This window comes from Gracilimonas sp. (assembly GCF_031581265.1).
Taxonomy (GTDB): domain Bacteria; phylum Bacteroidota; class Rhodothermia; order Balneolales; family Balneolaceae; genus Gracilimonas.
On sequence record NZ_JAVLBQ010000001.1, the window covers coordinates 167,955 to 188,989 of the forward strand.

Sequence of the window (21,035 nt, forward strand, 5' to 3'; positions counted from 1 at the left end):
CTGTTAGTTGTGATTGAAAGTTAAATAAACTCAAAAAAGTTTCTTACCGTTTTCCACTTTTCGATCGGGTATCGCTAAAACCACATTTCCGTCGGCATCCGGGAAACCGGTTACCAAACATTCCGACATAAAAGGGCCTATTTGTTTCGGTGGAAAATTTACAACGGCTACCACCTGTTTTTCTTTCAAATCTTCTTTGGAATATAAATCTGTTATTTGTGCAGATGATTTTTTGATCCCAATCTCGTCCCCAAAATCTATGGTCAATTTATAGGCCGGTTTATGCGCTTCAGGGAAATCATGAACCTCTATAATGGTTCCTGTCCGCAGCTCTACTTCTTCAAATTCAGTCCAACTTATTTCTTTCATTCATTTTTGGCTTGAAATTAAAAAACCCTGCCTCCTTTCGAAAACAGGGTTTGTAATGAAATGTATAATGTTATTTAATAAACAACATTTCTCTATATACCGGAAGAGGCCAGTAGTCATCGGCCACGTATCGCTCCAGGAAGTCGATGGCATCCCGGATTTCCGTCATCACCGGCAGTACTTCTGATTCCACTTTCGAGGCATGTTCAGACGAATCACTGTATTCAAGTTTTGACTGAACATCAGCCAGTTTATCTAAAGCGTCACCCAATTTATTGAGTCCGTTGTTTACTTTTTCGAGCATGTTTTTGGAGCCGGAATTCTCTAATCCCATTTTTTCAGCTTGTTTAGCTGCCTTGCTTAATTCACTTATATATCTAACCGTGGCAGGATAGATCATCGTCTTCGCAATTGATTCTATCGTATCTACCTCAATGGTTCGTGTTGTGATATATTGTTCTGTCCAAATCTCTTTGCGAGAAAGAACTTCCCGCTCATTCAGTACTTTGAAATGTTCAAAAAACTCAATGTTTTCTTTTTTAGCTAAATATGGAATGGCATCCGGGGTAGTCTTCAAATTAAGCAAACCACGCTTTTCTGCCTCCTGTTGCCATTCATCAGAATATCCGTCACCATTGAATATCACATTGCGACATTCTTTAAGTCGATCTCTCAACACTTTACCGAGAGCTTTCTCAATGGACTCCCCTTTCTTGGCTTTCTTGAGATCATTTGTCATGTCCTCGATGGCCTCAGCAACTACCGTATTTAGTACCACAATTGGGAATGAAGGCGACTGACTGGAACCTAAAGCTCTGAATTCAAATTTATTGCCGGTAAAAGCAAATGGAGACGTTCGGTTTCGATCTCCCGCATGCTTGGGAAGATGTGGCAGTACCGGAGTTCCTAAACCAAGAAGTCCGCCCTGTTTTGAGCTTTTTGCACCTCCATTCACCAACTGCTCAACGATATCATGCAGCTGATCTCCAATAAAGGAGGAGATTATTGCCGGTGGTGCCTCATTAGCCCCCAAACGATGATCGTTACCGGCATGGGCTACAGCAATTCGCATTAAATCCTGATGGCGATATACCCCAAGCAACACTGCTGTGAAGAAAAACAAAAACTTCATATTCTCGTGGGGACTTTCACCCGGTTCCAACAAATTATTTCCTTCAATTGTTGATAACGACCAGTTCAAGTGTTTACCACTTCCATTAAGCCCATCAAAGGGTTTTTCATGGATGAGGCATTCAAGGCCATATTTTTTAGCCGTTTTTTTAAGCACCATCATCGTCAATTGCTGATGATCTGCAGCAACGTTGGCCATTTCAAATATTGGAGCCAATTCATATTGGCTCGGAGCTACTTCGTTATGGCGGGTTTTAACCGGAATACCCAGCTTATATAATTCCCTTTCTGCCTCCAGCATAAAGGACAACACTCGCTCTGGAATGGAACCGAAATAATGGTCATCCAATTCTTGTCCACGGGGAGGTTTTGCTCCCACCAAAGTTCTTCCGGAAGTCAAAATATCAGGGCGTCGGTACACAAACTCTTGATCAATCAGAAAGTACTCCTGTTCACACCCCACCGTTGATACGGCTCGTTTTGTTTCTACGCCAAATAATTCCAAAGCTACCTTGGCTGCTTTGTCAAGAGCATCATTAGATCGAAGCAATGGTGTTTTATGATCCAAAGCCTCCCCTTTCCAGGATGCAAAAGCCGTTGGGATACAAAGATACGTCCCGTTTTCATTTTCAATTAAAAAAGCCGGAGATGTTGGATCCCAGGCTGTATATCCGCGAGCTTCAAAGGTGGGTCGTAGGCCACCGCTTGGGAAACTGGAGGCGTCCGGTTCACCCTGAATAAGATCTTTTCCGGAAAACACGGCCATTGCCCCACCCCCTTGATTTGGTGTAATAAAGCTATCGTGCTTTTCCGCTGTTGAGCCGGTGAGTGGCTGAAACCAGTGCGTAAAATGTGTGGCTCCTTTTTCGGTAGCCCAATCTTTCATCGCCAGAGCGACTGCATCTGCTACGTCGTTATTTAGTGTTTCACCTTCGTCAATAGTTTTTTGAAGGTCTTTCCAGGCTGCTTTGGGCAACCGTTCTTCCAGCTTATCGAGTGTAAGCGTATTCTTTCCGAAAATTTCGGAAATTTCCATAGATGAGTTATTCGTCTTGCCGGGCTTATAATTCCGGGCAGCTGCTAAATTATCGTATCGTTGAATAGCTTTGGCCATAGTATTGTTAAATAAGTTTTGTTCTTAATTAAAAATGACGTCCAAATATAAAGCTATATTTCAATTTTACTCAACTTTTTTAATCAAAAACTTTTTAACAATTAAGTTAAAAAGGATAAATAAATCTTCATCTTAATTATTTTCATGAAAAAGGTTCCATTATCGAATTTTCCTAAAAATTTTTCTCATTCTGAATATTTACTTCATTTTTTAAGCCGCTTCCAAAAGTAGTATCTTGGTCGCCGATGTTATCCACAGTTTTAACCCAATTTTTTTGCTTTTGAAATCTTCCAAATTGAGATTATGGATCGAGGCAGCACGCCCTCAAACTCTCGCTGCAGCTCTTGTACCTGTTTTGGTTGGGGCATCACTCGCCTACCAGGCAGATGCCTTAATCTTAGTTAATACCACAGTTGCTCTAATCTGTGCATTTTTAATTCAAATAGGTACCAATTTTGCCAACGACTATTTTGATTTCGTAAAAGGCTCTGATACAGAGGAGCGAATTGGTTTCAGGCGGGCTACTGCAGCGGGGCTCATTTCTCCAAAAACCATGTTAAATGCTACCATCATTACAATGGCAATGGCTTTTTTCTTGGGATTGTATTTGGTATGGTCAGCCGGACTGGTTGTACTATGGATCGGAATACTATCACTTGTTTTCGGAATTTTATATACCGGTGGGCCTTTCCCTCTTGGCTATAATGGTCTTGGTGATATTTTTGTGTTCCTTTTTTTTGGAATAGTCGCTGTTATGACCACCTATTACATAAATACCCTTGAGTGGTCTGAAGCCTCATTTTGGGCTTCTCTTGCTGTTGGGGCATTGTGCGTAAATATTCTTGTAGTAAATAATTTGAGAGATGTTGAACAGGATAAAAAATCAGGTAAGAAAACCTTGGGCGTGCTATTTGGAGAGACTGCACTAAAAATCGAATATCTTATAATGGTGCTTTTGGCTTTCGCCATTCCTCCTCATTTCTATGTGCAGCTTAATTATTCTATTTGGATTCTTATTCCTATGATCTCACTACCACTTGCTGCTTATTATGTATATCGAATTTGGACGGAAACAGATAAAACCCAGCTAAATCCTATGTTGGAAAAAACGGCACAATTTATGGTCATCTTCGGTTTTCTTTTTTCCGTTGGAATTATCTTCAACTGATGCTAAGATATTTTAAATATCGCATACCTTTTAAGCGGACTTTCAGTTCTGCAGGCAATCAATTTACGCATCGGGAAGGAATCATCGTTTGTTATACCGATGAACAAGGGATTGAAGCTTATGGAGAAGTGGCCCCTCTTCCCGGGTTTTCCACGGAGTCTCTGAATGAAGTTGAACAAGTGTTGTCTGTAAACAAAGAGCATCTTGAAGAAAGCATAAAAAGTGGTAATGCCAAAGAAACTTTGAAGCTGCTTCATCAAATCCACCGGTTCCCTTCACTCAGTTTTGGCCTGGGTACTTTGATTTATGATCTTGAAGCAAAACGAGAAAATACATCTCTTTTGAAATACCTATTCCCTGATTGGGATGGCACATTGAAAGCAAATGGAGTCGTTGGGCTTAAGTCAAAATCTGGAACTCTGGCTGATGTTGAACACCTCTCAAATAATGGCTTTGAAACCATAAAAATAAAAATTGGCCAAAATATTGAAGAGGAAATCGATCACCTCAAGGCCATAAGAAAGGGGTATCCAAATATTAAGATTAGAGTGGATGCCAATCAGTCCTGGGATGAAACAGAAGCAATCCGTAACCTGAAAGAACTGGAAAATCTAAGTATAGAGTATTGTGAACAACCGATTCCTGCAGGAAATCCTGAATCCTTAAAAAGGGTTTCTGATAGTACAAACATTCCTGTCGCAGCTGATGAATCAATTCGGAACATTCAGGATGCTAAGGAACTATCAGAGGCTGAATCAGCAGACATCTTTATTATAAAACCTATGTTATACGGGGCTTTCGATGATTTTTTTGTAACAAAGGAAATCGTAGATACTCATTTAATTGATACGGTGTTTACTACATCCTTGGAAACGGCTATTGGCAGAGCGGCTATTGCAGCATTGGCTGCCGGACTTGGAAGTCCAAAATATGCTCAAGGACTTGCAACCGGTTCATTATTAAAAAACGATATTGTGAAAGAGGATTGGTTGGATCATGCTATAATAAACTTTCCCAATCAACCGGGCATTGGCGTTGTTCCGGACCTACAAAAGCTTACTGAAGTTTGACCATGCTAAAATCACGACTACATAGATTTGAATTCAAAAAGAATAAAAAGCCTCAACAGGTCTTTTTATCCTCTCAGGATGGATTGTACACCTACAGTGATTTAAATCGGTTTACGGCTTTTATAAAAGATTTAGTAAAAGAAAAGACGGGTTACTTAGAACAGCCTGTAGCTTTTATTTCCAGTTCGAGTGATCCTCTGGTCTTTAGTATTGCTGCATGCTGGAGGCTCGGAATTCCATTTATTCCAATAAACACAAATTCTACCGATAATGAGCTCAAAGAATATCTTAATGCTCTAAAGCCGGGGCTTATTTTCTGTGACAATGCAAACAGAAGCCGTATTGAGGGTGATAATGTCATAAAGATGGATGAGAATTTTTTCCTGAATTCCTTCACCCACGATATACGAAATATGGAACTCCCCGATCCTGATGCTTTTGATCAATCTTCTGTTTTCGGGTATTTCTTTACCTCAGGAACCACCGGGCGGCCCAAAATTGTGCCGCTGAAAAGACGCCAAATAATTTCAGCTGCCGAAGCTTCCGCTGCTAATTTCAAACCGGATAAAAATCATTTCTGGATGCTTTGTCTTCCTTTAAATCATGTAGGGGGAATTTCAATCATTTTGCGATCCATATTATATGGTTCTTCCATTTACAGGCTGAGTGAATTTCATGGAGATATGATTAAGGAGTTTCTTGGAGAAAATAGCCGATTCCAGGTGGCTTCCCTGGTTCCTACTATGCTCAAAAGATTGCTTGATGATCCGTTATTTAAGACACATCATGAATTCAAAGCTATTTTACTGGGTGGCGGACCGGTTAATAAAGGGTTATTAAAAAAATCCCGGGAACGAGGTATCCCTATTGTTTCCAGCTATGGTATGACGGAAACGTGTGCTCAGGTAATTGCAAATCCACTCTTGGCACCCTCAGGAATGTACACTCCGTTAAACAGCGTAGGCAAGCCTCTCCCGCCTAATGAAATGCAAATAAGGGATGAGAATGGGAAAGTACTTGGAAAAAATCAGTCGGGACAATTATGGCTTAAAGGTCCCCAGGTTTTTGATGGCTATTACCATGCTAAGCATAACGAAGGCAAGTTTGATGAAGATGGATGGTTCAACACCGGAGACTATGGTCATGTTAATGGATTTGGTCATTTGTTTATCGAATCACGCAGAACCGATCTCATCATAACTGGTGGTGAAAATGTAAACCCAAAAGAAGTTGAAGAAGCTCTTCAAAAAATCTTATCCATTAAAGAAGCTGTTGTAATTGGGGTGCCGGATGAGGAATGGGGGCAAAAAGTAGCAGCAGTGGTCACTGTTGAAAATGGGAAAGTTCCTGAGCTAAAGGAAGTTCGGGCAGAACTCAAAAATTATCTATCCGACTTTAAGCTACCAAAGGATTTAAAAGTTGTCGATAAAATTCCCAAAACTAATATCGGTAAAGTTAAACGGGATGAGTTGATCAAAATGCTACACAAATATTTAAAATCAAAGTAAATGATTACAAATAAAAGACTTTAAATTAAAAATTACTATATCCAAGGTACTTATTTGGGGTAATATCTCTGAGTGAAATGTGGGATCGTTGGTGGTTATAACCATGAATCCCATTCTGAGTTTCTTTCCTATACTTCAAACAGAAGTTAAATCATACTAGTAGAATGGGAATATATTATTCTAAATTTTTTATAGAATACTATTTATTCAGAGCGAGATTTAATAAAATAAACTACGAGACTTAAAATAATTGCAATAATTATTATAGCTATTATTTCCGGTATACCAAATACTATCATACTAATAATGAATTTACTATTGAACCCAATTTGGGTTGATTACTGTTTCGTACAAATTATTTCTACCTTCTCTAATATATAATACATCTCGTCCGACCGAAAAATCTGATACGCTCAAAGAACTATCTTCTATATCAGAATAGAACTTTATTCTTTTCTTAAGTAAGAAATTGATCCTATCAAATATTAATAATTCAGTCTGATAAAGAACAAAAATATGGTCTTTATAATGTTCAATCTTAGATATATAGGCTGTTGCTCTTGTAGATTTTTTTTGGCTGTTTATTTTAAAAGGTTCACCTATTGGATCATTTACTCCTAGTTTAATTGTTCCAACTTGACTACCATCATAGTCTAGGATTCTAATTTCACGATCACCTATCAACGCAACTAAAATGTTATTTGGAGTAGATCCTATAGCACCTGCAATATTTCTTATCACTGGTTCATATCCAACAGGCACCCTCGGTTCGATAACATCAACTCCACTATTTGATTCTAAATCAAATATTTTTAATAATTTATTATTTTCATTTACTTGTGGGTTATAAGAAATAATCAATTTCCCATTTCCTAAAGTAAAATTGTGACGAACAGAAACATCACCAGGGAAAAAATTTAACTCATTTATTAATTTCAGCTCCCTGTCAAATAGAATAAATTTTGCCTCTGCCAGTGAATAAAATATTAACGTATCTGAATTGAATGATTTACTACTAGCGGCAATATCTGTAACCTCTCCCGGACCTCTTCCTTTTTCAACTAAGGGAGTAAATTCGACACAACAAGGACTGTAATTCTGTTGATCAATATAAGACAAAACTACGTCTGAATTGCTTTGGGTATGAGTAACTACTAAACCTGAATTATTTGCTTGTATCAATGAAAAAAAGGATAACTGATAAGGTTCATTCATATTCATACTACTTACAACTACCTTATCAACTTTACTTTCTGATAATTTTATTTCGAATAATTCATGATCATTATTTGAATTGGCACACCCTGTCAAGAATAGCACTGTATACAACAGGGATATGCCAATATTAATTGAACTGTTAAACGTTTTATGATCCATTATAATGCTATATCACCATTACATAATGAACCAGAGTATACCCCTTTTCCATAGTATGTTTCATGTTCCCATTTTCCATTAATAAAACATGAAACCTTTAGCTCATGAAATACAAAAAACACCTTATTTTGATATAAACGTACATCGCAATAATCAGTTGCACATAAATACGTGTCTCCAAACCAACCAGGATCTTGAGCATTACCAACTTTATCAAATGGCAAGGTTATTAAAATTAAAATTGTTATTAAAGCGACTATTTTTTTCATGGGTATATAATTTTTATTAGAAACAATGATTTATTGTATGAAAAAAAAAAAAAAAACAATCAATTATATTTATTATCTAATTTTCCCAAGTGGTAGTCTCATTTGGACCAAAGTGTACATCTTGTTTCAATTTGCAATCACCATGCTGGTAGTCGCTTACTTCCTATTCAACTATGATAGTTTCTCGTTGCTGCGGGATGGATCATCTTTTCCAGTGTCATGTTCGGGCTAATGTTTGAATCAGATGACAAGTGGCTTACCGCCCTGGAAGTGATTCGGCTGATATGTATCCCTGTGGGAGTTTGGTATTTGTCTGGTGGGGGTTTTACTGTCATATAGCTTTACTTTAGAACCATGATTATTAGGATTTTGAGATTCCTCTGATTTTTTATCGGCCACAAATTCAAAGTAACAGTCAGGTAATTAGAATCAATAATTGGCTATTCCATTCTAATTAAAGTTTCTCCGATCGCCTCTCTCAATCTCGACTCCACCCCCACCTCTTTTGCATATTCATCCCAATCATTAACTATTTCATTTACTTGATCAATAATAGACTTCGCTTTCTTGATATTCATCGACTTTGCTACCGTTAGCAAATCTTCTCTTGTAATCTCTTTCCGCTTCCCATTTATACTAAGCGAATGCTGACTGACCCACTCACTTCCCGGCCGGTAAGCATGGCAAAGGTCATAGGCCGGAGCGAGCTCCCATTTCCCTCCTTCTTTTAACCTAAAAGAGAAATTTTTGGTATGATCGTCGCAATTACGGGAGACTACATTAAATACCATTCGGCGAAACATTTGCTCTGCTTCAGGATAAGTCAAACGTAACTCTCGCATGGTCTGGAAAAGTTGTTCATAGCTGTAGCTAAGCACATCATTGAAATCAAAATGCTTAATGGCACATAAAGTCTGAATATGGTGCTTTTTTTTCATTCCCTCTCTGTCAAATCTTTTAGTCATGAAATGAGCTCTCCCATTTTCCTCTAACATCCTGGAAGGCATCATCTCGATCCCACAGTCTTTTGCCATATGATAGTAAGCCATTTCAACGCGCCCATATCCCTGCGTTTTGCCCAATTGTACGTCGCTGACTCCATCCAGCTTTATAAGCCAGTGTTCAAATCCTTTTGGGGCTTTGGTTTGCCCCGATCGCACCTCTCCTGTTTTTTCATTGTAGGCAATTACTGCTTTAGGACGTGCCCCACCGGCTGAAGTACCTATCCTCAATATCTGGCGAATTCCCTGCTCTTCATCCTTATCCAATTGAGTAGAAAAATTCTCCTTCTTTGATAACATTTCACTCGCCAACTTAACCAGGCTTTTCACCTCAATACTGAACGTTTGCTTATTTCCTTCCATTTGAGCCGGTTCAAACTCCAGCGCACCCATTCCCCGTTTTCCAATGAAACATAGTTTCTCAACCGGATTCATACTGTCCTGTGGTCGCCCTTGTTGTGCCAACCATACATTGATCAGCTGATTCCCATAGTTATCCGGTAGTGAGTCGGCCAGTAACCCCGGAAGCCCTCTAAATGCATCCAGATTAGAATTCTCTTTTTTTCTAAGATTGGGAAAAGTAAAGATATTCCTTCCGGCATGAATTGGCATGGTGAGTGGTGCCAAATCTATCCCAGTGTTTTTGAACGATTGGTCATACTCAAACGAGGCCAATCCCCGATTCTGATCCCAGGCCACCGCACCCACGGTTTTGCCCCATACTTTTACAAAAGCTGTTGTGATCATTACCAGTCGCTCTCCCGACTATCCAGTGTCTTACTCTTTGAACCGGACGCCCTTTTTCGTTTTTGTTGTTCCTTTTTTGCCAACTCAATGGGACTAATTACTTCCTCTACCTTGAAAGCGTTTAGATATTCTAATTGCCCCAACACTCTCAAAACCTGAATAAAAGTACTTAAAGTTACCGTCTCACCCCGCTCCAACAAGCTCAGAGTAGAACGACTTATACCAGCTTCTTTGGCTAACTCTTGCTGGGTTTTATTCTGCTCCAGCCGATGATGTTTTACAAACTCTCCCAACTGTTTGATCACAGCCTGATCACTCATGGAGTACCAATCGGTGTATGAACTATCACTCATAAGAACCTCTTTTATAAATTATTGAATGATTAACCACTCATAATGTACCAATTATTTGGATTAATTTCTGTATTATATTTCATTCATTATTTTAATTATTTACTTTAATGAATGAATATTCATTCATATAATGAGTATTTTTCGTTGCTCTTCACACATGTCGGATGATCAGAAATTGCTTTATCAAAGTGGTCTAAGTCAGTCTTGTAGATGTTATGCAATTCATTGACAAATGTTGAAAAAGTAAAGTCTCCCCTTGCGCTGGCGTCCCGACCATCGGGGAGGGGAGATAAATCAGTCAGTTGTTCCTGACTGATTTTGAGGGGTGTTGGTGCCAAGGAAAGTGTAGCCTGATACAACTCAGAATCAAATCTAATGGGGATAATAGGATAGTAAAAGAGGTGTTGCCCTTAGCACCAACACCCACCGCCAGACTTCGCAATCGGTCAGACGGGCTTTAAGCCGTCAGACAGAGAGAAAGAGAAAAAACCAAAACGAACTTACTTCAGCCCAACCCGTTCAAAAATAACATCCACATTTCGGGTGTGGTGATCCAGGTCAAAGGCTGCATCGATTTCTTCTTGAGTCAGTGAATTCTGAATAGTTTCGTCGGCTTCCACGATGGGTTTGAACAGCTCTTGGTTTTCCCAGGACTTCATTGCCAGTGGCTGAACGGTATCGTAAGCCTGCTCTCTTGGCATTCCTTTGTCTATGAGTTTATGAAGGAGTCGTTGTGAGAATACCAGTCCTTGCGTTTTCCAGATATTGGATTCCATATTCTCCTCAAAAACCACCAGGTTCTCGATCACTCCGGCAAAACGATTTAGCATGTAGTCAAGCAGAGTGGTGGCATCAGGAAGGATAATGCGCTCTGCTGAAGAATGAGAGATATCGCGTTCGTGCCAAAGTGGGATGTTCTCGTAAGAAGTCACCATATACCCACGCAAAACCCTCGCACATCCGGATATATTCTCCGAACTAACCGGATTCCGTTTGTGTGGCATGGACGAAGACCCTTTTTGTCCTTTTCGAAATGCTTCCTCTGCTTCTCTCAATTCACTGCGCTGTAAATGACGAACTTCCACCGCCATTTTTTCCATCGTTGAGCCGATCAAAGCCAGCGTGGAAAGGTAATAAGCGTGGCGATCACGCTGTAAAGTTTGGGTAGAAATAGGCGCCGGAAACAATCCTAATTTTTCACAAGTATACTCTTCCACTTCCGGGGGAATGTTTGCAAAGGTTCCAACCGACCCGGATAATTTCCCAAATTCTACATCGGCCGCCGCTTTTTTGAATCGCTCGAGATTGCGGTTCATCTCAGCATACCAAAGCGCACATTTCAACCCAAAAGTAGTCGGTTCAGCATGGATACCGTGGGTCCGCCCCATCATCACCGTGTACTTATGCTTTTTGGCCTTTTCAGCCAATACATCAATGATTCGTTCGATCCCCTCCAACAAGATTGTGTTGGCTTTTTTGAGACGAACTCCCCAGGCGGTATCTACCACATCCGTGGAAGTCAGTCCATAATGAACCCATTTCTTCTCTTCACCTAATGTTTCTGAAACCGCTCGTGTGAAAGCTACTACATCGTGACGGGTTTTTGCTTCAATTTCTTTAATCCGATCCACATCGAAACTCGCATTTTCATAGAGCTTGTCCACATCCTCCATCGGAATTTTACCGAGTTTAGCCCATGCCCAACAAGCGGCGAGTTCTACATCCAGCCAGGCTTGAAATTGCTGTTCGTCGGTCCAAAGATCGGACATTTCTTTGCGGCAATAGCGAGAGATCATTGAATATACTTTAGGGTTTAAAATTCAGCCCAAAGATATGATTTTATCCTAACAGAATAAGCCCGGATTTCCAACTTTCCGTAACAATGCTATTGCACCGGCATTTTCAATGTGGTACCGGCTTCAATGGTCTGATCGAGGTTCACTTGATTAACAATAGCCATATCAAGCGGGGTGATATTCATGGGCAATTCATCAGGCAGCAGATCTGAAAAGGTTGCTCGGCTTGAAGTCGTCATGAGTTCTAACCGAACCGGTTGAATATTTAAGACCTCTGTATCTGTGAGTTCTTCAAACCCTGAAGAGACTTCTTCAAATATAGTCTCATAATCAGGAAACTGATCTGAAGTCGAATAACTTAGAAAGCGGTAAACATTCCCCTGATGGGCAAGAGCTGTCAACTGAAGGGTAAGCATGGTTCCATCTTCCATTTGTGCTGTTGCCTCTCCCCGATAGCCATTGTATCGGCTGCTTTCAATATTTTGCTGTTCAATAACTGTGATGCCTTCTTGCGCTAAAAATGCATTCACAGAAGCTTCAGGTGACTCATTCTCCGAATCAATGGTAAATTGCATAATGGCATCCTGAGCTTCATTGAACATCACCACTGCTGAGGTTTGATTCTGCAGGTTGAATCCTTCTGGAACCGGGAACTGAAATTCCAAGTCAGGATGATAGAACATACCGTCCCTGTTGAATCCTTCACGCGGATTTTCACCATACACAATTCCGCTGATCATCGATAAAAATTCTTCCTTATCGAGAATCGTTTGTTCATATCCTTTTTCAGCCCATTCTTGTGCCAGTCTTGGGATTGTTTCTTCACGCTCACCGGGATCGGGGTGACTGGATTGCAGAGTAGGTATTCCCCCTCCCTGATTTTCTGTGATGCGTTTTAAAGAAGTAAAGAAATCAGCCCCTTCCGCAGCTTGGTAATTTTTCATTGCCGAATATTCGACTCCTAAAGCATCCGATTCACGCTCGGCATCGCGGCTGTATTTCAAAAATAAAAGTTGTGCTGTTTGACTGCTGAGCTGTAATATATCCCCTCCATCATACCCCAATGATTCTCCCAAAATAGCTCCACCAATAATGGCAAGCTGACCGATTTGCTGTGTTGCTGCACGCTGGGATGCATGTCGGGCAGCCACGTGGGCTATTTCATGCCCTATTACCATAGCCAGCTGGGCTTCGTTATTGAGATGGCCGAGTAACCCACGGGTCACGTAGATATAACCACCGGGCAGTGCAAATGCATTTACAACCGGACTATTCAAAACTCTAAATGTAAATTCGGTTTCCTGAAACTTTTGAGCTACCCCCTCCCGTCTAAGGTGACTCACTTTCAACAGCTCCTGCCCAAGTTCTGATACATAGTCTGTTAATGCCTCATTTTCATACAGACCATACTGTGCTATAATTTCACTATCTGCATTTTCACCAAGTTCAACTTCCTGTTCCCAGGTATATCCAAAAACTCGCTTATTCCCGGAAACAGGGTTTACTTCCATGGTAACGCAAGCGTTGATAAGAATAGCAAAAGTTAAAGTAAGCGTACCGAAAAAGGATCTTGGTCTCATATCTGGTTTAGATAATTTTGGGTTTTCTTAGTATAAATTAGTTGTCCGGCCGGAATGTTCCTGATCCCAGAAATTATACTCTGGGATTAAGAACAATCAATTATATGATGAAGAATCTAACATTTTGATTAATTAGTTTAAGCTCTGAAAGTTTTTTATATAAAACCCGTATGTCAGTTGTATCAATGTTCTTTCCCAAGCATCAAATAGAATAAGCCTCAACTTACAGGACACTTTTATGGAAAACTAATACTTTGCAAAATTCTGTTCCTTCAACATCGCGCTAAGTATAAGTTAAGACTACTATGCTAAAAAGTAATCTAGTAATTCAAGAGTCAGTGTTTGAATGGGGATTAAACTATTTTCCCTGACCTAAACGGTCTAATTGGGCTTTTAGGATAGAAAGGCCGGTATTTCCGGGTGAGCCAAGATGTGAAAATGCTTTTAAAAAATCTCTTGCGGAATACTCCGGGATTTCATTCGGATTCTCCTTAACCTTTTTATAAGCCTCTCTGAATGACAATCCTTCTTTCTTCACAATTTGATAGGCTGCCTCTGCAGCGAAGAGTTCTTGAGTACAAGCTTTTTCCGACTCCTCAGCATTCACCTCAATAGATTCAATCAATAATTTTGCCATTTCTAAGACTTGTCCGGTAATGTTGAATGAACGAATCACCGGTTCCTTAGTAAGCTGTAAATCGCGATGATATCCACCGCCAAGATTCATGCCTATTGACTGTAGCGACGCCTGAAGTCCTGTCTGCTCTGCGTGTTTACCTCGAATCAATTCTGCTACATCAGGATTTTGCTTTTGTGGCATTATGGATGAACCGGTACAAACCATTTTATCAAGAGTAAAAAACCGGTGCGTTTCACTACTGTACGAAATAATATCTGAGGCCAGCCTGCTTAGGACTGAGGTAATGCTACTCAAGTATTGTACCAACTGCGTTTCCACCCATCCCCTGGAAAGTTGGGCCGTTGTTGAACAAACCATCGGCTGCCCAAAATCGAGATCGACAGCTTCTTTTTTCCTATCAACTGGCAGTGTAGTGCCATAGCCGGCGGCCGTGCCAAGTGGTGAGCGGTCTATCAAACCAAGTACTCCTGCCTTCATCTCCAGCTGCATTATCAGCAGCTCTGCATAGCCACCCGCCCACAACGAAACAGAGCTCAGCATCGCTTTTCTGGTATGCGTAAACCCAGGAAGTGGAATTTTCTCATGCTTGGCGCCAAATTCGAGTAGTGTTTTAATCAGAGATTGCAGCAACTTCGATATTTCAGAAAGTTGTTTCTTCTCGTAAAGACGCATGGCTGTCAATACCTGATCGTTCCTGGATCGTCCCAAGTGGATTTTTTTCCCAAGGTCTCCAAGTTTTTCAGTCAAATAAACCTCGATAGCGGTATGCATATCTTCATGCTCCTGTAAAATCTCAAATTGTCCCTCCTCCCAAATTTCTTTTATTTCTAAGAGGGTCGACGTTAGTTTTTCCAGCTCTTTATTTTTCAACATCCCTGCTCTTTTCAGCGCATTAGCATGCACCACAGATGCTTGTATATCATAAGGAAGAAGTATTTGATCGAGCTTATAGTCGTTGCCAACCGTGAAAGCCTCAACTTTTTTTACTGCTTCACTTTTTTCTTTATGATCTTTCGTTTCCCAAAGCTTTGACATTTCTTACATCTTGATTTTAATAATTAATTTTTGCGATATAGACTTGTTTAAGCAAACTGTTTTTTAACCGTTTTCTTTAGCTGATAGGCTGTCTTCTGCGGCAAATTCCATAGTTCAATAAACCCAGACGAAGCATTTTGATTAAACGCAGCTGATTTATTGAATGTCGCCAGATTTTCATCAAATAAAGAATATGGAGATTTGAGTGCCACTATATCGCAATTCCCTTTATACAGCTTCACGGTTACCTCACCGCTTACCTTTTTGTTTTGTTCATTGATGTAGGCACGGATGTTATCCATCACCGGCTCGTAATATTTTGCACCGTATATCAGGTATGCCCATTTTTGATCCATAAAGGCCTTAAGCTCGTTCTCTTCCCTGGTGGATACGAGTTGCTCGAGGTTTTTATGGGCTTGTATAAGGATATGCGCAGCCGGGTTTTCGTAAATCCCCCTTACTTTAAGCCCTACGACTCTGTCCTCAATCAGATGGAAAACGCCCACGCCGTGCTTTCCGCCAATTTCGTTCAGCAGTTGAATCAAATCTTTTGTAGCATATTCCACCCCATTAAGGTTAACGGCTTTACCGTTATTAAAACCTATGGTTATACTTTCGTGATTATCCGGCGCCTGTTGTAGGGTGTTACTCCACTTAAGAATATTTTCAAGCGGAGGCTCCAATTCCGGGTTTTCAATTTCTCCTCCTTCTCCGGTATTTGCCCACATATTCTCATCGTATGAGTAGGGAGATTTTTGGGTTTGCTCAACGGGAATTTCGTGTTCAAGAGCATATTCAATCTCCTCTTCCCTGCCCATGCCCCACTCACGCACGGGGGCAATTATTTTAAAATCAGGATTAAGCGTGGTGATATAACTTTCGAAGCGTACTTGGTCATTTCCCTTACCGGTACACCCATGGGCAATCACTTCACACCCGAAATCTGCAGCAAATTTTACCGCAATCTCCGAGATCATTACTCTACCCAACGGACACCCCAAAGCATATCCCCCTTGGTAATCCGCATTGGCTTTTACTGCTTCCATACATAGCTCGGCAAATTCATCTTTTGCATCATACATGATAGCATCTTTGGCTCCCAGTTCGAGGGCTTTCTGTTTAATCGCTTCCAGATTGTCAGCCTTCTGGCCAATATTAATCGTGAGGGCTATAACATTGCATTCATATACTTCCTGAATCCATTTGAGCATTACGCTGGTATCGAGTCCGCCCGAATAGAGCAGCAAGCATGTTTTAAAGGTTCCTTTATGAGCTTCATGAGATGCAACTTTTTTGTAGGTGGTTTCCTGGTTTAGCATGGCTGACTGTTTTATATAATTCATTTTTAATTTCATTTATTGCACTGTAATAGATTCCGAAACCGGCATAGACTCCGGCCAAAATTCTTGTTTAAATGATGGATTTAGTATGAGCGCAAAAACAGCCTTCGATACAATCATTCTGTTTTTGGCCTGATTGTACACCCAGGAATTTGGATGATCGATCACTTCATCAGTCACTTCTATTCCTCTGTGAGCCGGCAGACAATGCATAAATCCGGTTGTTTTTGGCGCAGTGGAAAATAGTTTTCCATTTACCTGATAGGACTCAAAATGCTTGATCTTCTCTTCATATAGATATTCTTCACCCATTGATATAAATGTATCGGTATAAATAACATCGGAAGATCTTACGGCCTCGTATGGATCCTCAATCATGATGAATTCTCCTCCATACTGAATTGCAAGAAGCTGAAAATATTGCAGCTGCACATTCGTCCAGGAATACTCAGTTGGCCCCGAAAACTGTACGGGATGCCCTAAAATCAGGGCTATTTCGGTAAGCGAAAATGCTACATTATTTGCGTCCCCTATAAACGTAATGACAGCTTTATTGTCGCTGCCAAACTTTCCGTAAATGGTAAGCATATCGGCAAGTGCCTGCATAGGATGGTGTTTATTACAAAGCGCATTTATAACAGGTATAGTCCCATACTGCTGCATTTTTTCCAACGTAGCATGTGAATAAACTCTTGCAAAAACGGCGTCGCACCATTGCGATACGTTCATCATTGCGTCTTTGAGCGACTCCCTGCAGGTAAAGGGAACGGCTTTACCATTAGCCAGAAGTAAGTCAGGGTCAATTTCTATTACATTGCCTCCCAACTGATTAATGGCAGCCTCTGTGCCTACTTTTGTTCTAAGTGAAGGTTTCTCAAAAACGAAACCCACATTTACTCCGTGGAGCAAAGGTTCATTTGATTCAGATAACTCTTCGCTGAGTGTTAATATCGTTTGTATTTGTTTAGTATTTAGTTCACCTATAGTTAATAATTGATTCATGATGTATTGGTATTAATGTTAATAGAAGTTATAGAGAGGTCGGGTTCAGGATTTGAAGATGTGCGATCTTCATGAAAAGTGAAGACATAAAAAAAGCCCCGATTATGTTTATTAATCAGGGCTTGTAATAAATCCTTAGTAGTTAAACTACACAGTTATCACACGCCCTAAGGGCGGCGACGGCGAAGAGAAAGAGTTATTCTATGTGGTGTAGTTTTTAACATGACTTCAAATTAACGCCTTTTCGTTTTAACATGCAATAGCTAACGAAAAAAACATTCTTCTTTGAAGATGGATTAAAGTAATTACCTCAGCTTTAAACATCCCCAACAACATTTACCTCGGGGCGTAGTGTAAGCTGATATCCAGCTCAATTTATACTGAGCAAATACTCTAAAAGTTCAGAATTTGCCACTCCTGTAATCATCTTACCGTTAATTATAAGAGTTGGCACTTCTGTAATACCTAATGAATCAGCTATTCTTGTATCTCTATGTAGAATTGGAAGTTTCTCTTGATTCTCTAAGCATATTCTAAATTTGCTGGTATCCTGTATTCCAGATTGATATGCTAATTTTGTGAAATCGGTTTCTCCGAGGTTTGCAAAGTTGTCATAAAGAAGATTTTTATAATCTTGAAAAATATTTTGCTCTTTTGCACATTCAACGGCTAAAGAAGATTTAATTATATTTTCATCATTAGCAAAAACCCTGTTATAATATGATACGTTGAAATCATATTCTTCTTTAAGCTTTTCAATTTTAGAATTCACTGATTTGCAAAAAGGACATTGATAATTGTGGAAGAACAAAATATGATTACCAGTTTTTATATTTTCATACTCAGGTTTTTCGACTAAAACATCTTTCCAATCTTCAATTACTGATACTTGTGAGGATAAAGCTTTTTTAGAAGTCCTATTCTTTTTTATTGCAATAATAATAACTGATATAGCAATTACCAGAAGGATAGGAAGCGTTAGATTATGACTTAATAGTTTAATCATCCTAATAGATTTCATACTTAATCAGCCAGTTAGTTCTGTTTGAATCCATTTCTAAGCTGTAAATATAATTGTCATCAATTTGGATGCCATTGATTAATGGATATCCAAACATTTCGATACTCTTAAGATATTCTCCATCTTCAATATTATATAGGTCTATATATTTATACCCTTTTCTTCCGTTATGATGTGGAACATTAGCAATGATATTTCCAGAAACATCCATACCATTTGTATTGTAAATCGCATCTTCCGAGAATCCCTGAACAGAAGAACTTCCATCTGCACCGAACTTGTAATTATTTTTACTTTCGTAACTATCGACGACTTCTTCAGAAAATTTTAAAACTTCCTCTTCAATTGAATACTTTTTTATAATAGGTTCAGAGTACCCAGAAAAATATATATTATCAGTATTAACATGAATTTCTCCGGTATACATCATCATGTTTAATTCTGACTCGCTTTCTATAAATGAATTCCTAATGTCACCATTTTCACCAAAAACAGTAAATAGAAAGTCATCTACCCTCATTGAGTAACATAAAACAGTATTTTTATCAATAGCGGCTATCTGATCTATGAATACAGGAACTCTAAATTCTTTTATAAACTCTCCCTCAACACTATAAAGAGCTATTTTACTTTGGCTTCTATCCGCAATAAATATTTGATCCTCAATTACATCAAAATCAACCATACTCGTAAGTTCTCCTGGCCCCTTTCCCTCAGGTATATCGATAACATAATTATCATCTTTGTTATTTTTATTAATAACCACTATTTCTGTTTTACCTGCTCTTTGATTTAAAAAAAAATTCTCTTGACTTATTTTTAATTCTGACACATTAGTAAATTCAAGAGAATCAAGATTTATTTTACTCTCGATTTGCGAAGATTCAAAAAATCTCTTCTTTTCTATATTTGTATCATCTGCCCAGTTAAAAGGCTTTTCATCTAATGAATTGCTCGTACACGAAGCAACCAATATTATTAATCCAATTAAATATTTCATGACTTTGTTTTATTAAAAATACGGGCTAAAGCCAGTATTTCATTTCTATTTCTATGCTTTTATTATTCTGGAATAGTGCTCGTAGGCTTATAGCACCATGTCATTCCACCAGAAGAAGATGAATAAGCCCCACAATAAATTGGTAAACTTTCATCATCTTCACAATCTGGATCAAAGCAACCTGGACAAGTACCAACCGTACATGTTGCGTTTGCAAGTGCTGGTTGTGGTTGCAAAGCGAAAAACCCTCCAATCGCAACTGCAAATACTAGAGTTAAGTTTAATGCTACCTTTTTCATATTTGATCCTCATTAGTTAATATTTAAAATATTAATATATATATATATATAAATATTACAAAATATTTATTATTTGTTATATCAGTATATCATTTATGGTTAATTTTATATAGACAAAGCACTATAAAATAAGTCAGAATTGAAGGGTTTTAAAACTTAGGGAAATTACCTCTGCTTTAAACATTCCCAACTACATTGACCTCGGGACGCAGTGTAATTCCAAAATGCTCTGTAACCGATTGCTGTATTTTTTTTGCTAACTCCCAAATATCCTGTCCTGTAGCCCCTCCATAATTCACAATTACCAGCGCCTGCATTTTATGTACCCCTGCATCTCCCACCCTTTTCCCTTTCCATCCACACTGATCGATGAGCCATGCAGCAGGAATTTTTATCCTATTCCCGGATGGATAGTGAGGGATCTCAGGAAATTTCTTTTGGAGCTTGGTAAAGTCAACTTTATCAATAATCGGATTTTTAAAAAAGCTGCCGGTGTTTCCTATTTCAGTTGGATCGGGCAGCTTGCTTTGGCGAATTTCGGTCACTGCATCACTGACCTGTTTAATAGTGGGATTAGTAATTCCTTTTTCATCCAGTTTTTCAGAAAGCGCTCTGTAAGAAGTATTCACTTCCCCATTTTTATTGAGCCTTAAGGTTACATCAGTGATGATGTATTTACCTTTCAGTTCTTTTTTAAAGATGCTGTCTCTATAGCCGAAAAGGCATTCTTCTTTATTAAAAACCCGAATCTCTCCAGTTACAATATCAACGGCTCGGAGCTTTACAAAAACCTCCTCCAGCTCAACCCCATATGCTCCAATATTTTGAATGGGTGCTGCCCCCATCGATCCCGGAATAAGAGACAAGTTCTCAATCCCGCTCCATTCTTTTTCCACACATTCTAAAACCAGTTCATGCCAGTTTTTTCCTGCCCCAACAGTGATTACAACCTCGTTTTCCGTCTCTTTATCAACCCGGTACTCGCTGTTCTCCAAATGAATGATAAGTCCCTCATAATCGTCAACAAACAAAACATTACTGCCTCCACCCAACATCATTTTGGGAACTTCCTTAAATTGAGGATCCTTTAAAAGAGCCTGGAGCTGTTCAACATTTTCAACAGAAGCAAAGTAGCGGGCTTCTACCGAGATTCCCATTGTATTAAAGTCGGTAAGATCAAAATATTCATGAATAGCAGGCAGATTAGACATGTGT

19 protein-coding genes are annotated in these 21,035 nt (G+C 39.3%); 3 read left to right on the top strand and 16 right to left on the bottom strand.

Annotated elements, in window-relative coordinates; translation table 11 throughout:
• Window positions 1–30 precede the first annotated feature (30 nt).
• Window positions 31–369 (bottom strand): tRNA-binding protein, encoded by a 339-nt coding sequence (locus RI561_RS00680; RefSeq protein ID WP_395078282.1) that lies wholly within the window; start codon window positions 367–369, stop codon window positions 31–33.
• A gap of 70 nt (window positions 370–439) precedes the next feature.
• Window positions 440–2,614, bottom strand: a complete 2,175-nt coding sequence (locus RI561_RS00685; RefSeq protein WP_395078283.1) for a glutamine synthetase III — start codon at window positions 2,612–2,614, stop codon at window positions 440–442.
• A gap of 280 nt (window positions 2,615–2,894) precedes the next feature.
• Between RI561_RS00685 and RI561_RS00690 the strand changes: the two genes are divergently transcribed.
• From RI561_RS00690 to RI561_RS00700, 3 genes are read left to right on the top strand one after another with little or no spacing between them, the layout of a single operon-like run.
• A complete protein-coding gene (locus RI561_RS00690) occupies window positions 2,895–3,782 on the top strand; it encodes a 1,4-dihydroxy-2-naphthoate polyprenyltransferase (protein WP_395078284.1) in 888 nt (295 codons plus the stop codon).
• Window positions 3,782–4,852, top strand: a complete 1,071-nt coding sequence (gene menC / locus RI561_RS00695) for an o-succinylbenzoate synthase (protein WP_395078285.1) — start codon at window positions 3,782–3,784, stop codon at window positions 4,850–4,852. The genes RI561_RS00690 and menC overlap by 1 nt, the downstream gene beginning before the upstream one ends.
• 2 nt (window positions 4,853–4,854) lie before the next feature.
• A complete protein-coding gene (locus tag RI561_RS00700; protein WP_395078286.1) occupies window positions 4,855–6,360 on the top strand; it encodes a class I adenylate-forming enzyme family protein in 1,506 nt (501 codons plus the stop codon).
• A gap of 315 nt (window positions 6,361–6,675) precedes the next feature.
• Here RI561_RS00700 and RI561_RS00705 read toward each other — a convergent pair whose 3' ends face one another.
• The 14 genes from RI561_RS00705 to murB all read right to left on the bottom strand — a co-directional run bounded on the left by RI561_RS00705 (window position 6,676) and on the right by murB (window position 21,031).
• Window positions 6,676–7,737 (bottom strand): hypothetical protein, encoded by a 1,062-nt coding sequence (locus tag RI561_RS00705; protein WP_395078287.1) that lies wholly within the window; start codon window positions 7,735–7,737, stop codon window positions 6,676–6,678.
• A complete protein-coding gene (locus RI561_RS00710) occupies window positions 7,737–8,006 on the bottom strand; it encodes a hypothetical protein (RefSeq protein WP_395078288.1) in 270 nt (89 codons plus the stop codon). The genes RI561_RS00705 and RI561_RS00710 overlap by 1 nt, the downstream gene beginning before the upstream one ends.
• Window positions 8,007–8,446: 440 nt before the next feature.
• Window positions 8,447–9,754 (bottom strand): type II toxin-antitoxin system HipA family toxin, encoded by a 1,308-nt coding sequence (locus tag RI561_RS00715; protein ID WP_395078289.1) that lies wholly within the window; start codon window positions 9,752–9,754, stop codon window positions 8,447–8,449.
• The gene (locus RI561_RS00720) at window positions 9,754–10,107 is read right to left on the bottom strand and encodes a helix-turn-helix domain-containing protein (protein WP_395078290.1); all 354 of its coding nucleotides are present in this window, start codon (window positions 10,105–10,107) and stop codon (window positions 9,754–9,756) included. The genes RI561_RS00715 and RI561_RS00720 overlap by 1 nt, the downstream gene beginning before the upstream one ends.
• Before the next feature lie 119 nt (window positions 10,108–10,226).
• Complete coding sequence (locus RI561_RS00725; protein ID WP_395078291.1) at window positions 10,227–10,445, bottom strand: hypothetical protein; 219 nt, start codon at window positions 10,443–10,445, stop codon at window positions 10,227–10,229.
• A 162-nt stretch (window positions 10,446–10,607) separates the two neighbouring features.
• Window positions 10,608–11,903: an adenylosuccinate lyase gene (gene purB / locus RI561_RS00730; protein ID WP_395078292.1), complete on the bottom strand. Its 1,296-nt coding sequence runs from the start codon at window positions 11,901–11,903 to the stop codon at window positions 10,608–10,610.
• Between the two features lie 89 nt (window positions 11,904–11,992).
• Complete coding sequence (locus tag RI561_RS00735) at window positions 11,993–13,483, bottom strand: M48 family metalloprotease (RefSeq protein WP_395078293.1); 1,491 nt, start codon at window positions 13,481–13,483, stop codon at window positions 11,993–11,995.
• Between the two features lie 358 nt (window positions 13,484–13,841).
• Window positions 13,842–15,158 (bottom strand): argininosuccinate lyase, encoded by a 1,317-nt coding sequence (gene argH, locus RI561_RS00740; protein WP_395078294.1) that lies wholly within the window; start codon window positions 15,156–15,158, stop codon window positions 13,842–13,844.
• A gap of 47 nt (window positions 15,159–15,205) precedes the next feature.
• Window positions 15,206–16,501 carry an argininosuccinate synthase gene (locus RI561_RS00745; protein WP_395078295.1) on the bottom strand — a complete coding sequence of 432 codons (1,296 nt, stop codon included), beginning with the start codon at window positions 16,499–16,501 and terminating at the stop codon, window positions 15,206–15,208.
• A gap of 12 nt (window positions 16,502–16,513) precedes the next feature.
• Window positions 16,514–17,500 (bottom strand): ornithine carbamoyltransferase, encoded by a 987-nt coding sequence (argF, locus tag RI561_RS00750; RefSeq protein ID WP_395078296.1) that lies wholly within the window; start codon window positions 17,498–17,500, stop codon window positions 16,514–16,516.
• Between the two features lie 370 nt (window positions 17,501–17,870).
• The gene (locus RI561_RS00755) at window positions 17,871–18,506 is read right to left on the bottom strand and encodes a DsbA family protein (protein ID WP_395078297.1); all 636 of its coding nucleotides are present in this window, start codon (window positions 18,504–18,506) and stop codon (window positions 17,871–17,873) included.
• 1 nt (window position 18,507) lies between these two features.
• Window positions 18,508–19,521: a hypothetical protein gene (locus RI561_RS00760; RefSeq protein ID WP_395078298.1), complete on the bottom strand. Its 1,014-nt coding sequence runs from the start codon at window positions 19,519–19,521 to the stop codon at window positions 18,508–18,510.
• 62 nt (window positions 19,522–19,583) lie between these two features.
• Window positions 19,584–19,820: a hypothetical protein gene (locus RI561_RS00765; RefSeq protein WP_395078299.1), complete on the bottom strand. Its 237-nt coding sequence runs from the start codon at window positions 19,818–19,820 to the stop codon at window positions 19,584–19,586.
• A 176-nt stretch (window positions 19,821–19,996) separates the two neighbouring features.
• Window positions 19,997–21,031, bottom strand: coding sequence for a UDP-N-acetylmuramate dehydrogenase (murB, locus tag RI561_RS00770; RefSeq protein WP_395078300.1), 1,035 nt, complete (start codon window positions 21,029–21,031; stop codon window positions 19,997–19,999).
• Window positions 21,032–21,035: the final 4 nt, after the last annotated feature.